14 protein-coding genes and 2 pseudogenes are annotated in these 14,623 nt (G+C 70.1%); 9 read left to right on the top strand and 7 right to left on the bottom strand.

Annotated features, from left to right (window positions below):
- Nucleotides 1-36: 36 nt before the first annotated feature.
- Nucleotides 37-1,233 (top strand): annotated as a pseudogene (locus PV419_RS09425) (serine hydrolase domain-containing protein); the annotation flags it as partial.
- Nucleotides 1,234-1,247: 14 nt separating this feature from the next.
- Here the strand turns inward: PV419_RS09425 and PV419_RS09420 are convergent.
- A complete protein-coding gene (locus PV419_RS09420; RefSeq protein ID WP_319687398.1) occupies nucleotides 1,248-1,502 on the bottom strand; it encodes a DUF397 domain-containing protein in 255 nt (84 codons plus the stop codon).
- Nucleotides 1,489-2,313: a helix-turn-helix transcriptional regulator gene (locus tag PV419_RS09415; RefSeq protein WP_319687397.1), complete on the bottom strand. Its 825-nt coding sequence runs from the start codon at nucleotides 2,311-2,313 to the stop codon at nucleotides 1,489-1,491. The genes PV419_RS09420 and PV419_RS09415 overlap by 14 nt, the downstream gene beginning before the upstream one ends.
- Nucleotides 2,314-2,605: 292 nt before the next feature.
- On the opposite strand from PV419_RS09415, the gene PV419_RS09410 reads away from it, so the two are divergent.
- The gene (locus tag PV419_RS09410) at nucleotides 2,606-2,953 is read left to right on the top strand and encodes a hypothetical protein (protein ID WP_319687396.1); all 348 of its coding nucleotides are present in this window, start codon (nucleotides 2,606-2,608) and stop codon (nucleotides 2,951-2,953) included.
- Nucleotides 2,954-3,298: 345 nt separating this feature from the next.
- On the opposite strand, the gene PV419_RS09405 is transcribed toward PV419_RS09410, so the two are convergent.
- The gene (locus PV419_RS09405; RefSeq protein ID WP_319687394.1) at nucleotides 3,299-4,084 is read right to left on the bottom strand and encodes a DeoR/GlpR family DNA-binding transcription regulator; all 786 of its coding nucleotides are present in this window, start codon (nucleotides 4,082-4,084) and stop codon (nucleotides 3,299-3,301) included.
- 122 nt (nucleotides 4,085-4,206) lie between these two features.
- On the opposite strand from PV419_RS09405, the gene PV419_RS09400 reads away from it, so the two are divergent.
- The 3 genes from PV419_RS09400 (at nucleotide 4,207) to PV419_RS09390 (ending at nucleotide 6,998) form a co-directional block, all read left to right on the top strand.
- Nucleotides 4,207-4,854: a bifunctional 4-hydroxy-2-oxoglutarate aldolase/2-dehydro-3-deoxy-phosphogluconate aldolase gene (locus PV419_RS09400; RefSeq protein ID WP_319687392.1), complete on the top strand. Its 648-nt coding sequence runs from the start codon at nucleotides 4,207-4,209 to the stop codon at nucleotides 4,852-4,854.
- Between the two features lie 179 nt (nucleotides 4,855-5,033).
- Nucleotides 5,034-6,353 carry an MFS transporter gene (locus tag PV419_RS09395; protein WP_319687391.1) on the top strand — a complete coding sequence of 440 codons (1,320 nt, stop codon included), beginning with the start codon at nucleotides 5,034-5,036 and terminating at the stop codon, nucleotides 6,351-6,353.
- 63 nt (nucleotides 6,354-6,416) lie between these two features.
- On the top strand, nucleotides 6,417-6,998 hold the full coding sequence (locus PV419_RS09390) for an AAA family ATPase (protein ID WP_319687389.1): 582 nt from the start codon (nucleotides 6,417-6,419) through the stop codon (nucleotides 6,996-6,998).
- A gap of 28 nt (nucleotides 6,999-7,026) precedes the next feature.
- On the opposite strand, the pseudogene PV419_RS09385 reads toward PV419_RS09390, so the two are convergent.
- Nucleotides 7,027-7,221, bottom strand: a pseudogene (locus PV419_RS09385) (ABC transporter ATP-binding protein); the annotation flags it as partial.
- A 20-nt stretch (nucleotides 7,222-7,241) separates the two neighbouring features.
- Between PV419_RS09385 and PV419_RS09380 the strand changes: the two are divergent.
- Nucleotides 7,242-7,460: a hypothetical protein gene (locus PV419_RS09380; protein WP_319687388.1), complete on the top strand. Its 219-nt coding sequence runs from the start codon at nucleotides 7,242-7,244 to the stop codon at nucleotides 7,458-7,460.
- Nucleotides 7,461-7,480: 20 nt separating this feature from the next.
- On the opposite strand, the gene PV419_RS09375 is transcribed toward PV419_RS09380, so the two are convergent.
- Together PV419_RS09375 and abc-f are read right to left on the bottom strand one after the other, a co-directional pair.
- The gene (locus PV419_RS09375) at nucleotides 7,481-8,134 is read right to left on the bottom strand and encodes a CatB-related O-acetyltransferase (RefSeq protein WP_319687387.1); all 654 of its coding nucleotides are present in this window, start codon (nucleotides 8,132-8,134) and stop codon (nucleotides 7,481-7,483) included.
- A gap of 45 nt (nucleotides 8,135-8,179) precedes the next feature.
- Nucleotides 8,180-9,799 (bottom strand): ribosomal protection-like ABC-F family protein, encoded by a 1,620-nt coding sequence (abc-f, locus tag PV419_RS09370; protein WP_319687386.1) that lies wholly within the window; start codon nucleotides 9,797-9,799, stop codon nucleotides 8,180-8,182.
- Nucleotides 9,800-9,955: 156 nt separating this feature from the next.
- Here abc-f and PV419_RS09365 point away from each other — a divergent pair, with 156 nt between their 5' ends.
- Nucleotides 9,956-10,609, top strand: a complete 654-nt coding sequence (locus tag PV419_RS09365; protein ID WP_319687385.1) for a TetR/AcrR family transcriptional regulator — start codon at nucleotides 9,956-9,958, stop codon at nucleotides 10,607-10,609.
- Nucleotides 10,610-10,741: 132 nt separating this feature from the next.
- On the opposite strand, the gene PV419_RS09360 is transcribed toward PV419_RS09365, so the two are convergent.
- On the bottom strand, nucleotides 10,742-12,085 hold the full coding sequence (locus PV419_RS09360) for a M14 family metallopeptidase (protein WP_319687384.1): 1,344 nt from the start codon (nucleotides 12,083-12,085) through the stop codon (nucleotides 10,742-10,744).
- A gap of 183 nt (nucleotides 12,086-12,268) precedes the next feature.
- On the opposite strand from PV419_RS09360, the gene PV419_RS09355 reads away from it, so the two are divergent.
- Together PV419_RS09355 and PV419_RS09350 are read left to right on the top strand one after the other, a co-directional pair.
- Nucleotides 12,269-13,123 (top strand): serine protease, encoded by an 855-nt coding sequence (locus tag PV419_RS09355; RefSeq protein ID WP_319687383.1) that lies wholly within the window; start codon nucleotides 12,269-12,271, stop codon nucleotides 13,121-13,123.
- A gap of 176 nt (nucleotides 13,124-13,299) precedes the next feature.
- Nucleotides 13,300-14,610: a lipase gene (locus PV419_RS09350; RefSeq protein WP_319687382.1), complete on the top strand. Its 1,311-nt coding sequence runs from the start codon at nucleotides 13,300-13,302 to the stop codon at nucleotides 14,608-14,610.
- The last annotated feature ends 13 nt before the right edge of the window (nucleotides 14,611-14,623 follow it).

Here is a 14,623-nt window from a genome sequence, read left to right as displayed (position 1 = left end):
CAGGGGTGCCTCGGGGACTGCTCAGGGTGATCCCCGATGGCACCTGATGTCAGGCCAGGCAGAGTTGCCGGCGGTTCACCGTTTCCTGACTCTGTGGCCACCACCCCTGGGAGCAGCCCGATGCACCACCGCCCTTCCGCCCTCCGCCGCCTGGCCGTGGCCGGCGTCGCCCTCGCCGCTATCACAGCAGGTGTGTGCGTTCCCGCCGCGATGGCGTCTGCTGCGGTTCCGCAACGGGCGGCTGTCGCCGACTCGTTCGATCCTGCACCGATGCGAGATCTGCTCACCCGTCTGCCCGATCGGGTTGTCGCCGGTGCACTGGTGAGGGTGGCGGGGAACGGCCAAGCGGTGCCGTGGACCGGAACCGCGGGGGAGGTCTCCCGCGACGCTCACTTCCGTATCGGCAGCGTGACGAAGATCTTCACCAGCACGGTTGTGCTCCAGCTGGCTGCCGAGCGCCGGATCGCCATCGACGTGCCCGTCCGGCGCTATCTGCCCGATCTCATCCCGGCCGCATACGGCACGGTCACCGTGCGCGAGCTCCTGGACCACACCAGCGGCCTGCCGGCCCCGGCCGGCATACCCGGGCCTGTCGACGGGCCCGATTGGTGGCGGAAGAGCGTGTCACCGCAGGACGTGGTGCGCAATGCGTTCGCAGCCGCCGAGAGCCAAGGGGCGGGGCAGCCGCCCAAGCCCGGCAGTGTTCAGCAGTACAACGGCGTCAACACATTCGTCCTCGGCCTGCTGGTCGAAAAGGTGACCGGCCGAACCTTCAACGACGAACTCACCCGCCGCATCATCCGGCCGCTCGGACTGCGGAACACCAGCCTCCCCTCGTCGAATGACATGTCCATCGCCGCACCGCACGCTCGCGTATACGTCGGTACGGACGAGGTGACCGAGCAGAGCCCCTGGGCGTGGGCCGAGGGCGGAATGATCTCCACCGCCGCTGATCTCGACCGGTTCATGACCGCCCTGTTCCGCGGCCGACTCCTCCCGCCCGTCTTGCAGAAGCTGGTGTTCACCGTGCCCGATGTGCCCAGCGCGCCGACCAACACGAACTGCATCAACAAAATTAGTTGCTTCAGCGCCGGCGGCCTGATGCGGGTCACGCTCGACAACGGGGTCACCGTGTGGGGCAAAACCGGCTCCCTGCCCGGGTGGACCAATGGCGTCTTCGCCACCCGCGACCTGGAACGTCGCGTGGCTTACTCCCTCAACCCCACCGGCACCGCCTCCGAACGGCCCTACGTCATGGCCGTCATCAACTCCGCCTTCGTGGTGGGGAACTCCCCGCGCCTGACGGCGGAGACGAACGCCGACCACGCGGACGGCTCGAACACGAGCGCCGGGCCGTGCGGGTCTTTGCTGTCGCGGACGGGCACGGTGGCGTGGCCCCGCGCTACTTCGAGGCAGTCGCCGTTGCTGGGCCCGCTGTAGCTGGACTTGAACCAGCCGGTGAGGGTAGAGGCGTCGGTGACGGTGTGATCAGTGCTGGCCATGTTCGTGTTCCTCCGCTATAGCCTTGATCAGGGCCAGGGATTCCTGATGCGACACCGCATCGCCCATGGCGAGATCGTAGGCTGACTGGCAGGAACTCACCAGGGCCGGATCATCCATCAAGTTGCCCGTGCGTAGACCTTCGACGTAGGCCACGGGTGCGGCATCAGTGAAGCTCATGAGGGTGACCATGCTCTCGATGAGAGCGTGCGCCCCGATACCGAACGGCAGCACGTGCAGCCGCAATCGCCCATCCTCGGCCATGTCCGAGATCCTGCACAGTTGTTCTGCCATGACATGCGGTCCACCGACCCGGCGCCGGAGCACTGCCTCATCCAACAGGGTCCACACAGTGGGGCTCAACGGATTATCGAGGATCCGGGCACGCTCTATGCGGTTGACGACGCGCCGGTCAAGGTCTTCGGTGCGGTAGTTAGGGCTGGCCGTGCGCAGCACCGCACGTGCGTAGGCGTCGGTCTGGAGCAGCCCAGGAACGAGCGAGAGCCCGTACAACCGAATCTCTGACGCCTGCCGCTCCAATTCCGCCGCGACCGCGAAGTGGTCGGCGAACTTCGACTCCAGGTCCTCCAGCCACCGCGCGAAGAACCCGTCCGTCCCCAGCGCCTGGTCGATCCGCACCGCGTCGTCCGGCCTCGGCAACCGGCGCCCCGCCTCGAAGTGGCTGATCAGCGTGGGGGAGCACACCACGATCTCACTCAGCGCCTCCTGCGTCATGCCGGCTGCTATGCGGCGGAGCCGCAGCTCCTCCCCGTACTTCTCCCTGGGTGTGCGTGGCCTTCGATCCATCTTCATGGGCTGACTCCCCGAGTTGAAAGGTGCGTTGTCAGGCGCGCCCTGCTGGCAGCGTAGCCAGAACAGCCTCCATTCTGTGAGGAATCCGCCACACAGCGTGAAGAAACGCGGAACCCTCGCGACCGGGGTGCACCGGCCCGAGGGCGTGGCCCACCAGCTGAATGGAGCTGATGAACATGAGCGACCCTATGGGGCGGTTCCTCGCATGCGTGAGTGCACTTCTCGCCTTACTGCCGTCCGGCTGTCATCGGGCCGGGGCTCGGGCGGTAACCCACGGCGTGGAGGTGTCCGGATGGGCACGATGACCGGTCTGCGCCTGCTGCCGTGGTCGGACCCCGACGGCAAGCCGTGTTACCTGGCGTCGGACGACGGGAACAGCCCTCTGAGTCGGCGCGCGGACGCGATCGAGGCCGTACAGATGTCCATGGGGGCGGATCTCCTCCATCACGCCTGGGCGCTGCTGGACGCCCCCAAGGCCGACGCGCGAGAACTGCGCTACCTCGCGGAACGGCTGTGTGAGGCGCTGCGCGACGTGTTGCGGGTCGCTGAGAGCAGGGGCGCCCGCCTGCCCTCGTACGGCGAAGGCGACGGCCCGGACGAGGATCCGGCGCCTGGAAGCGCTGGGGACGGTTGTGACTGACTGGCAGATCGGTCCCGTTCCGGGCCGGGGCTTGCGTCGGGTGCACGATGGCGGGCTCGCGCTGCCGCTACGGATCGGCGCAGGAGGGCAGCATCGCGCCATCGCCGAACTGAAGCTGACCCCCGCTGAGGCGGAGCAGTTGCACGCGGCTCTGTGCTACGCGCTCGGTGAGCAGCCACTTCCTCCCGATGCGCCTGAGTGCCGTCAGCCTGTCCGCTACCCGGGCGGCCGACAGCGGTACTGAAGACGACCGGAGGCGCCGGCCCGGCGGTTTTCCCCGCAGGGACGGCGCCCCGTCTTCTTCGACGTCGGCATCGGACTGGTCATCCAGTGCTCCAGTAGCACTCAGTCCGCGCGCAGCACGGTCGGCCCCTCCTCCGCGATGCGGTCGGCCACCGTGGAGGGCATCCCCTCGTCGGTCACGATGGTGTCGAGCCTGTCAAGGGCGGTCACGTTGAACCGCTCGACGGTGCCCCACTTCGTACTATCGGCGAGCAGCGCGACCGAGGAGGATGCCTCCATGACCGCGTGCTTTAGCAGCACTTTCTCGGTCGAGTGGCTGGTCACGCCGTGGGACAGGTCCCAGGAGCCGGCGCTCAGGAAGAAGAGGTCGATGTTCAGCGCGCCGATCGTCCTGGCGGCGAGCGGTCCGCTGCTCGACCCGCTCGACACATCGACCTCGCCACCGGTGTGGATGGTGTGCACGGACGGAAGGTCGCAGAGCGCCAGAACGGCGTGGAAGTCATTGGTGACGACGGTGAGGTCACTGCGGGCGGCCAGGAACGGCACGACCGACTGGCAGGTGGTGCCCGCGTCGAGAAACACCACCATGCCGTCCTCCACGAGGCGCGCGGCCCGGTCGGCGATGGCCCGCTTGCGGGGCATCTCCAGTGCCGCCCGCGACGCCCGTTCGCGGGGCGGCGCGTGGCCGGTCCAGTCCGCCAGCCTCACCCCGCCCTGCACCGAGATCACCTGACCGCTCTTCTCAAGGGCGGCGATGTCCCGGCGCACCGTCATGTGGGAGACGTTCAGCCGAGCGGTCAGGTCGCGGATGCTGAGCAGTCCACTGCTTCTCAGCAGGCGCAGGAGTTCCTGATGGCGCTGCTCGGGGATCAGGGGTGCCCTGCTCAATGCGTCTCCTCGTTCACTGCGTCCGCCCGATTGCTCGGCGACGGGGACCGGCGGCGATCAGCCTAACTTCACCTCGCTCAGGTCGTGACAAAATGTGAATCTGTGTTCTAGCGTGTTCCGCCATGATAGGAAAGTTTAAAGCCCTGGAGTCGATCACCCGTACGGGTGCGCTTCTCATCGTCCGCCTGGACAGCGCCCAAGAAGCGCTGGCGGTCTCGGAAGCGGCGATCGAGGGCGGCATACGGGCGCTGGAGATCACCCTCTCCGTGCCGGGCGCGCTGGACGTGATCTCGAAGCTCTCCGACCGCTACGCCGACGACGGGGTCGTCGTCGGCGCCGGCACGGTGCTGGACGAGCAGGCGGCACACACCTGCGTCTCGGCCGGCGCACGGCTGCTGGTCAGCCCCAACCTGAACCCGGCGATGCTCGCCACGGCCAACCGCTACCAGGCCGTCACGGTCAGCGGGGCCTTCACCCCGTCGGAGATCGTCGACACGATGCAGGCGGGCGCCGACATCGTGAAACTCTTCCCGGCCGAGTTCCTCGGCCCGCAGTACGTCCGGACGGTCCGGGCCCCGCTCCCGCAGGCACCGCTGATGCCCACGGGCGGCGTCTCCCCGGACAACGTGAAGGAGTGGTTCGACGCCGGCGTCGTCGCGGTGGGGGTCGGCAGCTTCGTCACGAAGGCCGCCCGTCCCGACGGCGACTACCGGCGCGTCACCGAGGCCGCCTCGACCATCCTGCGCGCCATCGAGGGCTCGCGGGCCTAACGCCCGCGAGCCGCTCCCTCTCCCCGTTCCGCCCGCGAGCCGGCCCCTCTCCCCGATTCCCGGCCGCGTCCCGTTCCCCATTCCGCGTTCCCCGGCCGCGTCCCGTCCCCGTGTCCCGGCTGGGTCCCGTCCCCGTACCCGTCCCCAACCGCTCAACGTGGTTCCCTGAGGAGCTCCCCATGGCCCAGCAATCCCTCACGCTCGACCCTCCCGACACGGACGGCGCAGACCTGAGAAAAGGGATCCGCGTTCGCTGGGTCCTGGTGGCTCTTCTCGTGATCGGCGGTGTCGTCAACTACCTCGACCGCGCCACCCTGAGCGTCGCCAACACGACCATCTCCCACGAGTTCGGCCTGAACTCCACCGAGATGGGGCTGCTGCTCGCGGCCTTCGCCTGGCCGTACGCCATCGCCAACCTCCCGGCCGGGTACCTCGTCGACCGCTTCGGCCCCAAGCGGATGTACGCCTGGGCGGCCGGGCTCTGGTCGCTGATGGGCATGGTCACGGCGGCTGCCAACTCCTTCGGTCTGCTCTACGCGGCCCGGGTCGCCCTCGGCGTGACAGAGTCCCCCTTCTTCACGGCCAGCCTGAAGGTCAACGAAACCTGGTTCGCCAAGGACGAGCGCGCCCTGCCGATCTCGATCGTCAACACGGGATCGCAGATCGCGAACGCCATCGCCCCGCCGCTCCTCACCGTCCTCATGCTGAACTTCGGATGGCGCGGCATGTTCCTCGCCGTGGGCGCGCTGGGCATCCTGGTCATGCTGGTGTGGCTGCGTATCTACCGGGACCCCACCCTGCGCGAGATGGCGCTGATCAAGGGCGAGCAGGCGGCGGCCGAGGCCCGCGAGGCCCGGGCGGGCAAGGGTGAGGAGAAGGCGAGCTGGGGACAGCTGTTCCGGCAGCGGAACACCTTCTTCATGATCCTTGGTGCCTTCGGCATCTTCTACACGGTGTGGGTCTACCTGACCTGGCTGCCCAGCTACCTGCAGACCTCCCGTGGCTTCAGCCTCGCGGAGACCGGCTGGCTGTCCTCCCTGCCCTACCTCTGCGGCATCGCCGGTGTCCTCTTCGGCGGCCTCCTCTCCGGTCATCTGATGCGCCGGGGCCACTCCGCGGTCACCTCCCGCAAGGTCCCCATTGTCGGCGGCGCGGTTCTCGCGGCCGCCGCGGTCCTTCCGGTGGCGTACGTCGAGAGCACCCCGTTCGCGATCGCCCTGCTGTCCCTCGGCTACTTCGCCGCCCAGGTGCCGATGGGCTGCCTGTGGACCCTGGCCTCCGATGTGGCGGAGCCGCACCAGGTGGCCTCCTTGGGCGCCATTCAGAACTTCGGCGGATTCCTCGGGGCGGCGCTGGCCCCCATCGTCACTGGTGCGATCCTCGACGCCACGGACAACAACTACACCTTGGTCTTCTTCGTCGGCGGAGTGCTGCTGCTCGTCGGTGCCATCTCCTACCTGTTCTTCGTCAAGGACCGCCGGGCCGCCGCTTCGGCCTGACACGGCACGGGGCGGTGCCGGACGTGGCCCGCCCCGTTCCCCAACACCCCATGAGAGCCGCATATGACCATCCCCCGGGCCTTCTTCGTGATCGGGCCGGCCGGGTCCGGAAAGACCAGCGTGGCCCGGCTGCTCGCCGAGCAGTCCGGCGCCGCCTACATCGACAAGGACACCGCCTGCAACCGCTTCACCGAAGCACTCCTCGAACTCGCGGGTACGGACAGGGCCGAGCGTGACCTGAACCCGTACTACCAGTCCTTGGTGATGGACCTCGAATACCTGACGATCCTGGATCTGGCCAGGGACAACCTGGCGACGGGCCGGCCGGTCGTGCTGGACGCCCCGTTCGGTCGCTACTTCTCCCGTCCCGACTACCTCGACGAGGTCGCCGAGCGGCACCACTGGCCGCGCCATGTCGAGCCCGTGGTGGTGCAGGTCCAGGTGGACTCGGACACCGCCCGCGAACGTATCCGCGCACGTGGCTACGCACGGGACCGGTCCAAGCTCGCCGACTGGGACAGCTTCTGGGAGAAGGCACAGAACAACGTGTGCCGCTGGTCGAGCGGCCACCGGCTGGTGTTCGACAACCGGGCCGACGCCGTCACCGCGGTCGCGATCGCCCGCGCGCTGGACGGTCTGACCTGACACCCTTGGCTCAGGCCGTGCGGCGGCGGAGGGCGGCCGCGCCGAGGGAGAGGACCAGGAGGGCACGGCGGCGACGACGGCCGCGTGAGGTTGCCGGTGAGGACGTCGCTGTGCGCGGTGAGGTCGACGTCGGCGATGGCGCGTGTTCGCGGCGGCGTTCGGCGGCCGCACGGCCGGGTTCCAGGACGGTGGCGAAGTAGTCGAGATTCTGTCGGACGGTCAGAACTCGTCGATGAAGTGGGAGTGCTCGTCGATCGCGACGACGCGCGCGTCGCCGATGATGTCGCGCAGCGGCTCCAGGTCATCGAGCGGCGCCGCCGGGTCGAGGTGGGTGAGCGGGGCGGCATGGCCGCGAAGCCAGCCGGCGAAGGGTGGTGGTGGGACGAAGCAGGCATGCTGATGGCTCGACTCCGAAGTGCTGGAACGGTGACGTGCTGGAACGGTGACGTGCTGGAACTCTGAAGGGCTGGAATGCGGGCGGATCACCGGTGCGGAAGCGCGGGCGCCGCGTTCTCCAGGTCGTCGACGCTTCCGGACATGATCGTGCGGAGGTGTTCGGTGATGTGCTGGAGCGGCCAGTCCCACCAGGCCAGAGCCAGGAGTCGGTCGATGTCCGCGTCGCTGTAGCGGCGGCGTATGAGGCGGGCGGGGTTGCCGCCGACGATGCCGTAGTCGGGGACGTCGTCGACGACGACGGACCCGGAGGCGATGACCGCTCCGTGGCCGATGCGGATGCCGGGCATCACCATGGCCCGGTAGCCGAACCAGACGTCATGGCCCACCACGGTGTCGCCCCGGCCGGGCAGGCCGGTGATGAGGTCGAAGTGCTCGGCCCAGGAACCGCCCATGATCGGGAAGGGGAACGTCGAGGGGCCGTCCATGCGGTGGTTGGCGCCGTTCATGATGAACCGCACGCCCTCGCCCAGCGCGCAGAACTTCCCGATGACCAGCTTTTCCGGCCCGTAGTGGTACAGCACGTTGCGGGTCTCGAAGGCGGTCGGGTCATCCGGATCGTCGTAGTAGGAGAACTCCCCGACCTCGATCAGCGGTGAGGTGACCAGCGGTTTCAGCAGCACCACCCGCGGCTGCCCGGGCATCGGATGCACCACGGTCGGGTCGGCGGGCACAGTCGGCATCACCAAGATCTCCTTCCTGCGCGGGGGTTCGCGGGCTCGGGGGCGTCAGACGTTGGCGGCGGACGCCGGTGTCGGCCGCATGGCCAGGTGGGCGCCCCGCCAGCGCCGGCGCAGCCGGCGGTCGTGGCTGACGATGACGAGGGCGCCGTGGTAGTCGGCCAGGGCGGCTTCCAGGTCCTCGACCAGGGCGGGCGACAGATGGTTGGTGGGTTCGTCGAGCAGCAGGACCTCTGACGGCTCGCTGAGCATGCGCGCCAGGGCGAGACGCTGCCGCTGCCCGGTGGACAGCCGGCCGACCGGCACCGAGAGCTGGTCGGGGTCGAACAGGCCGAGGGACAGCAGCCGTTCGGCGTGCCCGGCGGCCTCACCGGCCCGGCCGCGGGCGAAGGCGGCCAGCAGGGTCTCGTCCGGTGCCCCGGGGCGCGGCTCCTGGGGGAGGTAGCCGACCCTGCCGCGGCGGGTGACGCTCCCGCGGTCGGGGGCGAGTTCTCCGGCCAGGACGCGGAGCAGGGTGCTCTTGCCCGCTCCGTTCGGTCCCGTGATCAGCAGGCGCTCGCCCGCCGTGACGGTGAGGCTCGTGCTCTCGAGCCGGTCGGTGACGGCGATGTCAGCGGCGCCGAGCACGACGCCCCGCAGGCGACGGGTCCGCAGGACGGGAGTGAAGCGCAGCGGCTCCGGCGGGGGCGGGACCGGGTTCGCCAGGAGGCGGCGCAGCCGTTCCTCGGCGTTGCGCACCCGGCTGGCCAGCGACTGCTGCACCCGGCCGCCCGCCCGGTCGTAGGCCATCTTGTTGCCGTCCTTCATCGCACGGCCGGGGGCCACCTGGCGGGCGGTGGTCGCGGCGGCCTCGCGGAGCCGATCGGTGTCGGCCCGCCACTGGTCGTGCGCTTGGGCCCAGCGCTGCCGGGCCGCCGCCTTCTCGGCGAGGTAGCCGGTGTAGCCGTTGCCGTACCGGACGACGCGGCGCCGGTCGGCATCCACCTCCAGCAGGCTGGTGGCGACGCGTTCGAGGAAGGCCCGGTCGTGGGAGACCGCCACCGTGGTGCCCCGCCGGGTGCGCAGGTGTTCTTCCAGCCAGCTCAGGGCGCTCTCGTCGAGATGGTTGGTCGGCTCGTCCAGCAGCAGCACCTCCGGCGCGGCCGCCAGGACGGCCGCCAGCCGCAACCTGACCTGTTCTCCGCCGGAGAGACCGCCCACGGTACGGTCACGGCTCACGAGCCCCAGGCCGAGTCCGTGCAGGGCACGCTCCACGCGGGCGTCGGCGTCGTAGCCGCCGCGCAGCTCGAAGACCGTCATCAACTCGCCGTACTCGGCCAGGACCGACTCGTCGCACTCGGCCATGGCCGCCTCCAGACGGCGCATCCGCTCTTCGACGGCGCGCAGATCGCTCAGAGCCCGGTCGATGACCTGCTGGACGGTCGCATCCGGCGACAGCCGCCCGTCCTGGGCCAGATAGCCGACGCCGCCGGCGGCCTGGACGACGACCTCGCCCTGATCGGGCCGTTCACGCCCGGCGAGCAGACGCAGCAAGGTGGTCTTGCCGGATCCGTTCTCACCGACGATCCCGGTGCGCTCACCCGCGGCGAGCGAGCAGGTCACCGAGTCAAGGACGAGCCTGCCGTTGAAGGACTTGCTGACGGCGAGCGCCGTGATCTGTGTGGGCATGCGGGCACTCCAAAGCATTCGAAGACGAGGCGGCCATCAAGGGCCGCACGGCCGGGTGAACGCTTCGGAAGAGCATCGACGACTCCATTAGTGCGACAGCTGTTACTTTAAGATAGTGCCACGACGCCGTCCCACCGAGCAACCGGACTATGAGCGATGACTCACCCAGCACCACGACCGGAGGGCGCCCCGCCGGCGCCACCGCCCCGGCGCCGCCCCGGCGGCCGTACCGCCCGTATCCGTACGCAGGTGCTCGACGCGGTCCTCGCGGAGCTGGGTGAGCGCGGTTACGACGGGCTCACCATGGAGGCCGTCGCCGCCCGCGCCGACGTGCACCGCGCCACGGTGTACCGGCGCTGGGGCGACGTCGGCGGCCTGCTCGCCGACGTCCTGGACGCGGCGAGCGACGACGCCTGGCAGCCCCCGGACACCGGCTCCCTGAGAGGGGACCTGGCGGCGCTGAACCATGAGATCCAGGACGCGCTGACCGCGGAGCCGCCGATTGTGGCGGCCATGATCGCCGCCTCGTTCCGCTCCGAGAAGGCCGACCATGCCCAACGGCGGCTGTGGGAGGACCGGTACGCCCGCTGCGAGATCGTCGTCAGCCGGGCCGTCCGGCGCGGCGAACTCCCGCCGCGCACCGACGCCCGGCGCCTGCTCATCGCGGCCACCGCGCCCCTGTACCACCAGCTGGTGCTTCTCCGCACGCCACCCGACCCGCACCTGCCCGACCAGGCGGCCAGAACCGCCGCCCTCGCCGCATCCGCCGGCGCCTTCGCCGAGCCCCCACCGGTCGGCGACCCCTCATGATGGTGTCTGACGAATGCGGCGTGACGACGCGGTGGGCAAGGTCGAGTGGACCGTCTCGGTGGACTCCACTTCGCGAGGCGCCGTCCGGGCGGGTCTCCCCGCCGGGACGGCGCCCGCGTTGTTCCGTATGGCTCAGGAGCAGTACTGCGCTTCCTTGCCGATGGAGCGGTACATGCAGTCCGCGTTCTCCAGGAGTTGGAGCACCGCGTCGCGGTTACGGGCGGTCTCCCGCTCGATCACCTCGTCGGGCGGGTAGAAGCCGCCCGCGCCGCTGGAGCTCGGGTACATCTCGAAGGTGTACGCGAAGACCTTCTGGGAGCCCCACAGCCAGTCGTCGATCGTCCCGTCCGTGATGTACAGGTCGCTCGACTGCTCGGGCGTGTAGCCGTTGCTCGCGGCCATCTTCTTGCCGACCGCGGCGAACGCGTCGTGGTCGTCCTGCGTCATGCCGGTCGCGGTGTCGTTGTACGTCCAGCCGAACGGCCACAGCACCAGCTCGCTGTAGGTGTGGAAGTCGATGGCAGCCTTGATCTGCTGTTTGCCGCCGACGACCCGGCTGCGCGCGAAGTCCGCGACGACCTTCACCTCAGGGGCCGACTCGGCCTTGGCGCCGCGGTAGGTCTCGGAGCCGGTGGAGCCGGAGGAGCCGCCGCAGCAGCCCCACTTGAAGTCCCAGTTGCGGTTCAGGTCGGTGCCGACACTGGAGGAGCCGGAGTTGGGCTGGCGGTTCTTGCGCCAGCTGCGGTAGGAACCGGTGGCGATGTCGTACTCGCCGCCGTCCGGGTTCACGTCCGGGACGATCCAGATCTCGCGGCTGTTGACCAGGCCCGTGACCCGGGAGTCGCTGCCGTAGCCCTGGGTGAACTCGCGCACCAGGTAGAGGGCCATCTCGACGGTGAGATGCTCACGGGCGTGCTGGTGGGCGGTGAACAGGACCTCGGGCTCGGATTCGTCCGTGGCCACGTTGTCGCTGATCTTCAGCGCGACGATGTCGCGGCCCTCGTACGACTTGCCGATGACCCGCTTGCTCAGGATGCTCGGGTACTTGGCGACCGCGGCGTTGATCTCGGTGTTGGCCTCGGCGTAGTTGTGGTACTTCCCGTCCGCGGACGGGAAGTCGAAGGGCCGGACGGCCCGGCCCTCGGTGCGGGCCGGCGGGGTGGCCAGGGGGCTGAGCTCATAGCCGAGCGAGCGCAGCTTGCGGGCTTGGGCGGCGTCGGCGGTGACCACCACGGAGCGGGCGTCCACCTCGTCGATGGACACGCCGGTGGCCGCGACGGAGGAGCGCTCGGCCGGGGTGGCGGGGCCCGCGATCTCGTACTGCCGCACGCTCTCGTCGGCCGAGGTGGCGGCCGTGGTGGCGGCTGTGGGCGCGGAGTCCGGGCCGTCGGCCTGGGCCGCGACGGGCGCCGCGAGGGCGAGGGTCAGCAGGGCGGTGAGGGCGGTGGCCCGTCTGCCGCGGATGCGAAGTCGCATGAATTCTCCTGGGGGGTGGTCTGAGGCGAGCGACTGCTGCGCCAGTGTTCGGCCATGCGCATGACATGGTCAAGGGTGGGAAATGGTCGAAGCCGAGAGAACATTCGTACGGCTCCGGGTCGAGCCGCCGCGACATGACCGGTCGCGGCGCGGTCCGAAGCCTCGTCATGGGAGGGGAACCACATGCGCAGACCTCTGATCGGCGCGCTGTCCGCGCTGCTGCTGGGCGGCGCGGGCCTCGCCGCCGCGGGCGCCGCCCCGGCCGTTGCGGCCGATCCGGACGCTTCGAACGCGCCCCGCGCCAAGGCGGTCGACTTCGCGGGCACCGTGGCGCTGAGCAACTGTTCCGGCTCGGTGGTGCGGATGCCGAACTCGGCGGACAGCGACCGCGCGTTCGTGCTCTCGAACGGGCACTGCCTGGAGAGCGGCATGCCGGGCGCCGGACAGGTGATCGTCGACAAGGCGTCCACCCGGAGCTTCACCCTGCTGGGCAGCTCCGGCAGCGGCGTCGGCACGCTCCGGGCCACCAAGATCGCGTACGCGACGATGACCGACACCGATGTGTCGCTGTACCAGCTGAGCTCGACGTACGCCCAGATCCAGCAGACGTACGGCATCAAGGCACTGCAACTGTCGGACAGCCACCCGGTCCAGGGCACTGGCATCAAAGTGGTCTCCGGCTACTGGAAGAAGATCTACTCCTGCAATATCGACGGGTTTGTCTACCGTCTTAAAGAGGATGAATGGACCTGGAAGGATTCGGTCCGCTATACGTCCGCCTGTAACACGATCGGGGGAACCTCGGGCTCGCCCGTGGTCGATTCCGCCACCGGCAAGGTCGTCGCCATCAACAACACGGGCAACGAGGACGGCGGACGGTGCACCCTCAACAACCCGTGCGAGGTCGACGCGAGCGGGAACGTGACGGTGCGCCAGGGGATCAACTACGCCCAGGAGACCTACGGCATCACCAAGTGCGTCGCCGCCGGCAACAAGATCAATCTGAACCTGGCGGGGTGTGAACTGCCCAAGCCGTAGCCCGCGTACGCGCCCGGACCCCGGTCCGCCACGCCCGCGCCAGCGGGATTTCCCGAGGCCGGACCGGGGGCCGGGCGCAGCATGAACCCGGGGGCCGGCACCAGTGCGCCCCGGGAGCGCCCCGCGCGAGGCTGAGGTCCTCATCGCTGATCATCGACAACAGAGACGGGGACCTCATGCGCAACTCGCCACGCCGCACCGGATCGAGGCGTACCCGAACAGGCGCCAGGACCGGCACCCGGGTGGCGGCCCTGTGCGCCGCGCTGCTGCTGGCCGGATCCGCCGCCCCGGCCCTGGCCGCCGCCCCCGGCGGCACGACGGCCGGGGCTACGGGAGTGGCGGCCGACGCGGCTTCGCGATCCGGCCGGGGCACCCTGGTGTCCTTCGATCTCCTCTACACGCTGGAGAAGCCCGACGACGTCACCACCTGGCTGACCTCCGCCAAGTTCGACACCGGCACCGTCCGGTACGGCGTCGACGCGTACCAGTTGGTGTACCGCACGGTCGACCCGTACGGCCGGCCCACCACCGCCAGCGGGCTGCTGGTCCTGCCGCGCGGCCGCGAGGGCCGGCTGCGCCCGGTGTCCTTCGCACACGGCACCGGCAGCCACAAGAACGACTCGCCGTCGATGCAGACGGGCGGCTTCCTGCCCGCGCCGCCGATCACCTACGCCTCCGCCGGCCACGCGGCCGTCGCCCCCGACTACCTCGGCATGGGCCTCGGCCCCGGCCCGCACCCCTGGATGGACGTCCCCTCCGAGACCACCGCGTCCCTGGACCTGCTGCGCGCCGCCCGCGCCTTCGCGCCCCGCACCGGCCGCACCCTGGACCGGGAGGTGGCGGTCACCGGCTTCTCCCAGGGCGCCTCGGCGGCCCTGGGCCTGGCCAGGGCCCTGCAGTCCGGCGAGGACCGCTGGTTCCGGCTGGGCGCGCTGGCCCCGGTCAGCGGGGCGTACGACTTCGGCGGCGCCGAGCTGCCCGCGCTGCTCGCCGGCGAGCTCGAACCCAAGTCGAGCGTGCTGTACGCGGCCTACACCCTGGTCGCCTTCAACCGGCTGCACCACCTCTACGACAGCCCGGCCGAGGTGTTCCAGGCGCCGTACGCCGACACCATCGAGGCCCTGTTCGACGGCGCCCACACCGGCCGGCAGCTCATGGAGGGCACCCCTGCCACCCTCGACAAGCTGCTCACCGCCCACGGCCGCGACCTGCTCGGCCACCCGACCGGCCCCATGGCCGCCGCCCTGCGCACCACCGACGACGTGTGCGACTGGGCGCCCCGCGTGCCGGTCCGCCTTTACATGGCGAGCGGCGACGAGCAGGCCACCGTCGCCAACACCGCGCACTGCGAGGCGGTGCTGCGCCGCCACGGCGTGGCCGCGCCGGTCGTCGACCTGGGAGCCGTCGACTACAACGGCTCCCGCCACCTGGGGTCCAACGTCCGGGCCACCGCGGCCATCGTGCGCTGGCTCGACAGCCTCCGGTAGCCCGCCAGAGAGG

This window comes from Streptomyces sp. ME19-01-6 (genome assembly GCF_033793745.1).
GTDB lineage: Bacteria > Actinomycetota > Actinomycetes > Streptomycetales > Streptomycetaceae > Streptomyces.
Note: the sequence above shows the minus strand (reverse complement) of the source record. Positions and strands in the feature narration are given on the sequence as shown.

Coding starts and splice junctions, on each gene's coding strand:
- abc-f (WP_319687386.1), bottom strand. CDS start 9,799: ATGCCCACACAGATCACGGCGCTCGCCGTCAGCAAGTCCTTCAACGGC.
- PV419_RS09420 (WP_319687398.1), bottom strand. CDS start 1,502: ATGGCCAGCACTGATCACACCGTCACCGACGCCTCTACCCTCACCGGC.
- PV419_RS09415 (WP_319687397.1), bottom strand. CDS start 2,313: ATGAAGATGGATCGAAGGCCACGCACACCCAGGGAGAAGTACGGGGAG.
- PV419_RS09400 (WP_319687392.1), top strand. CDS start 4,207: ATGATAGGAAAGTTTAAAGCCCTGGAGTCGATCACCCGTACGGGTGCG.
- PV419_RS09375 (WP_319687387.1), bottom strand. CDS start 8,134: ATGCCGACTGTGCCCGCCGACCCGACCGTGGTGCATCCGATGCCCGGG.
- PV419_RS09365 (WP_319687385.1), top strand. CDS start 9,956: ATGACTCACCCAGCACCACGACCGGAGGGCGCCCCGCCGGCGCCACCG.
- PV419_RS09395 (WP_319687391.1), top strand. CDS start 5,034: ATGGCCCAGCAATCCCTCACGCTCGACCCTCCCGACACGGACGGCGCA.
- PV419_RS09355 (WP_319687383.1), top strand. CDS start 12,269: ATGCGCAGACCTCTGATCGGCGCGCTGTCCGCGCTGCTGCTGGGCGGC.
- PV419_RS09390 (WP_319687389.1), top strand. CDS start 6,417: ATGACCATCCCCCGGGCCTTCTTCGTGATCGGGCCGGCCGGGTCCGGA.
- PV419_RS09410 (WP_319687396.1), top strand. CDS start 2,606: ATGGGCACGATGACCGGTCTGCGCCTGCTGCCGTGGTCGGACCCCGAC.
- PV419_RS09350 (WP_319687382.1), top strand. CDS start 13,300: ATGCGCAACTCGCCACGCCGCACCGGATCGAGGCGTACCCGAACAGGC.
- PV419_RS09360 (WP_319687384.1), bottom strand. CDS start 12,085: ATGCGACTTCGCATCCGCGGCAGACGGGCCACCGCCCTCACCGCCCTG.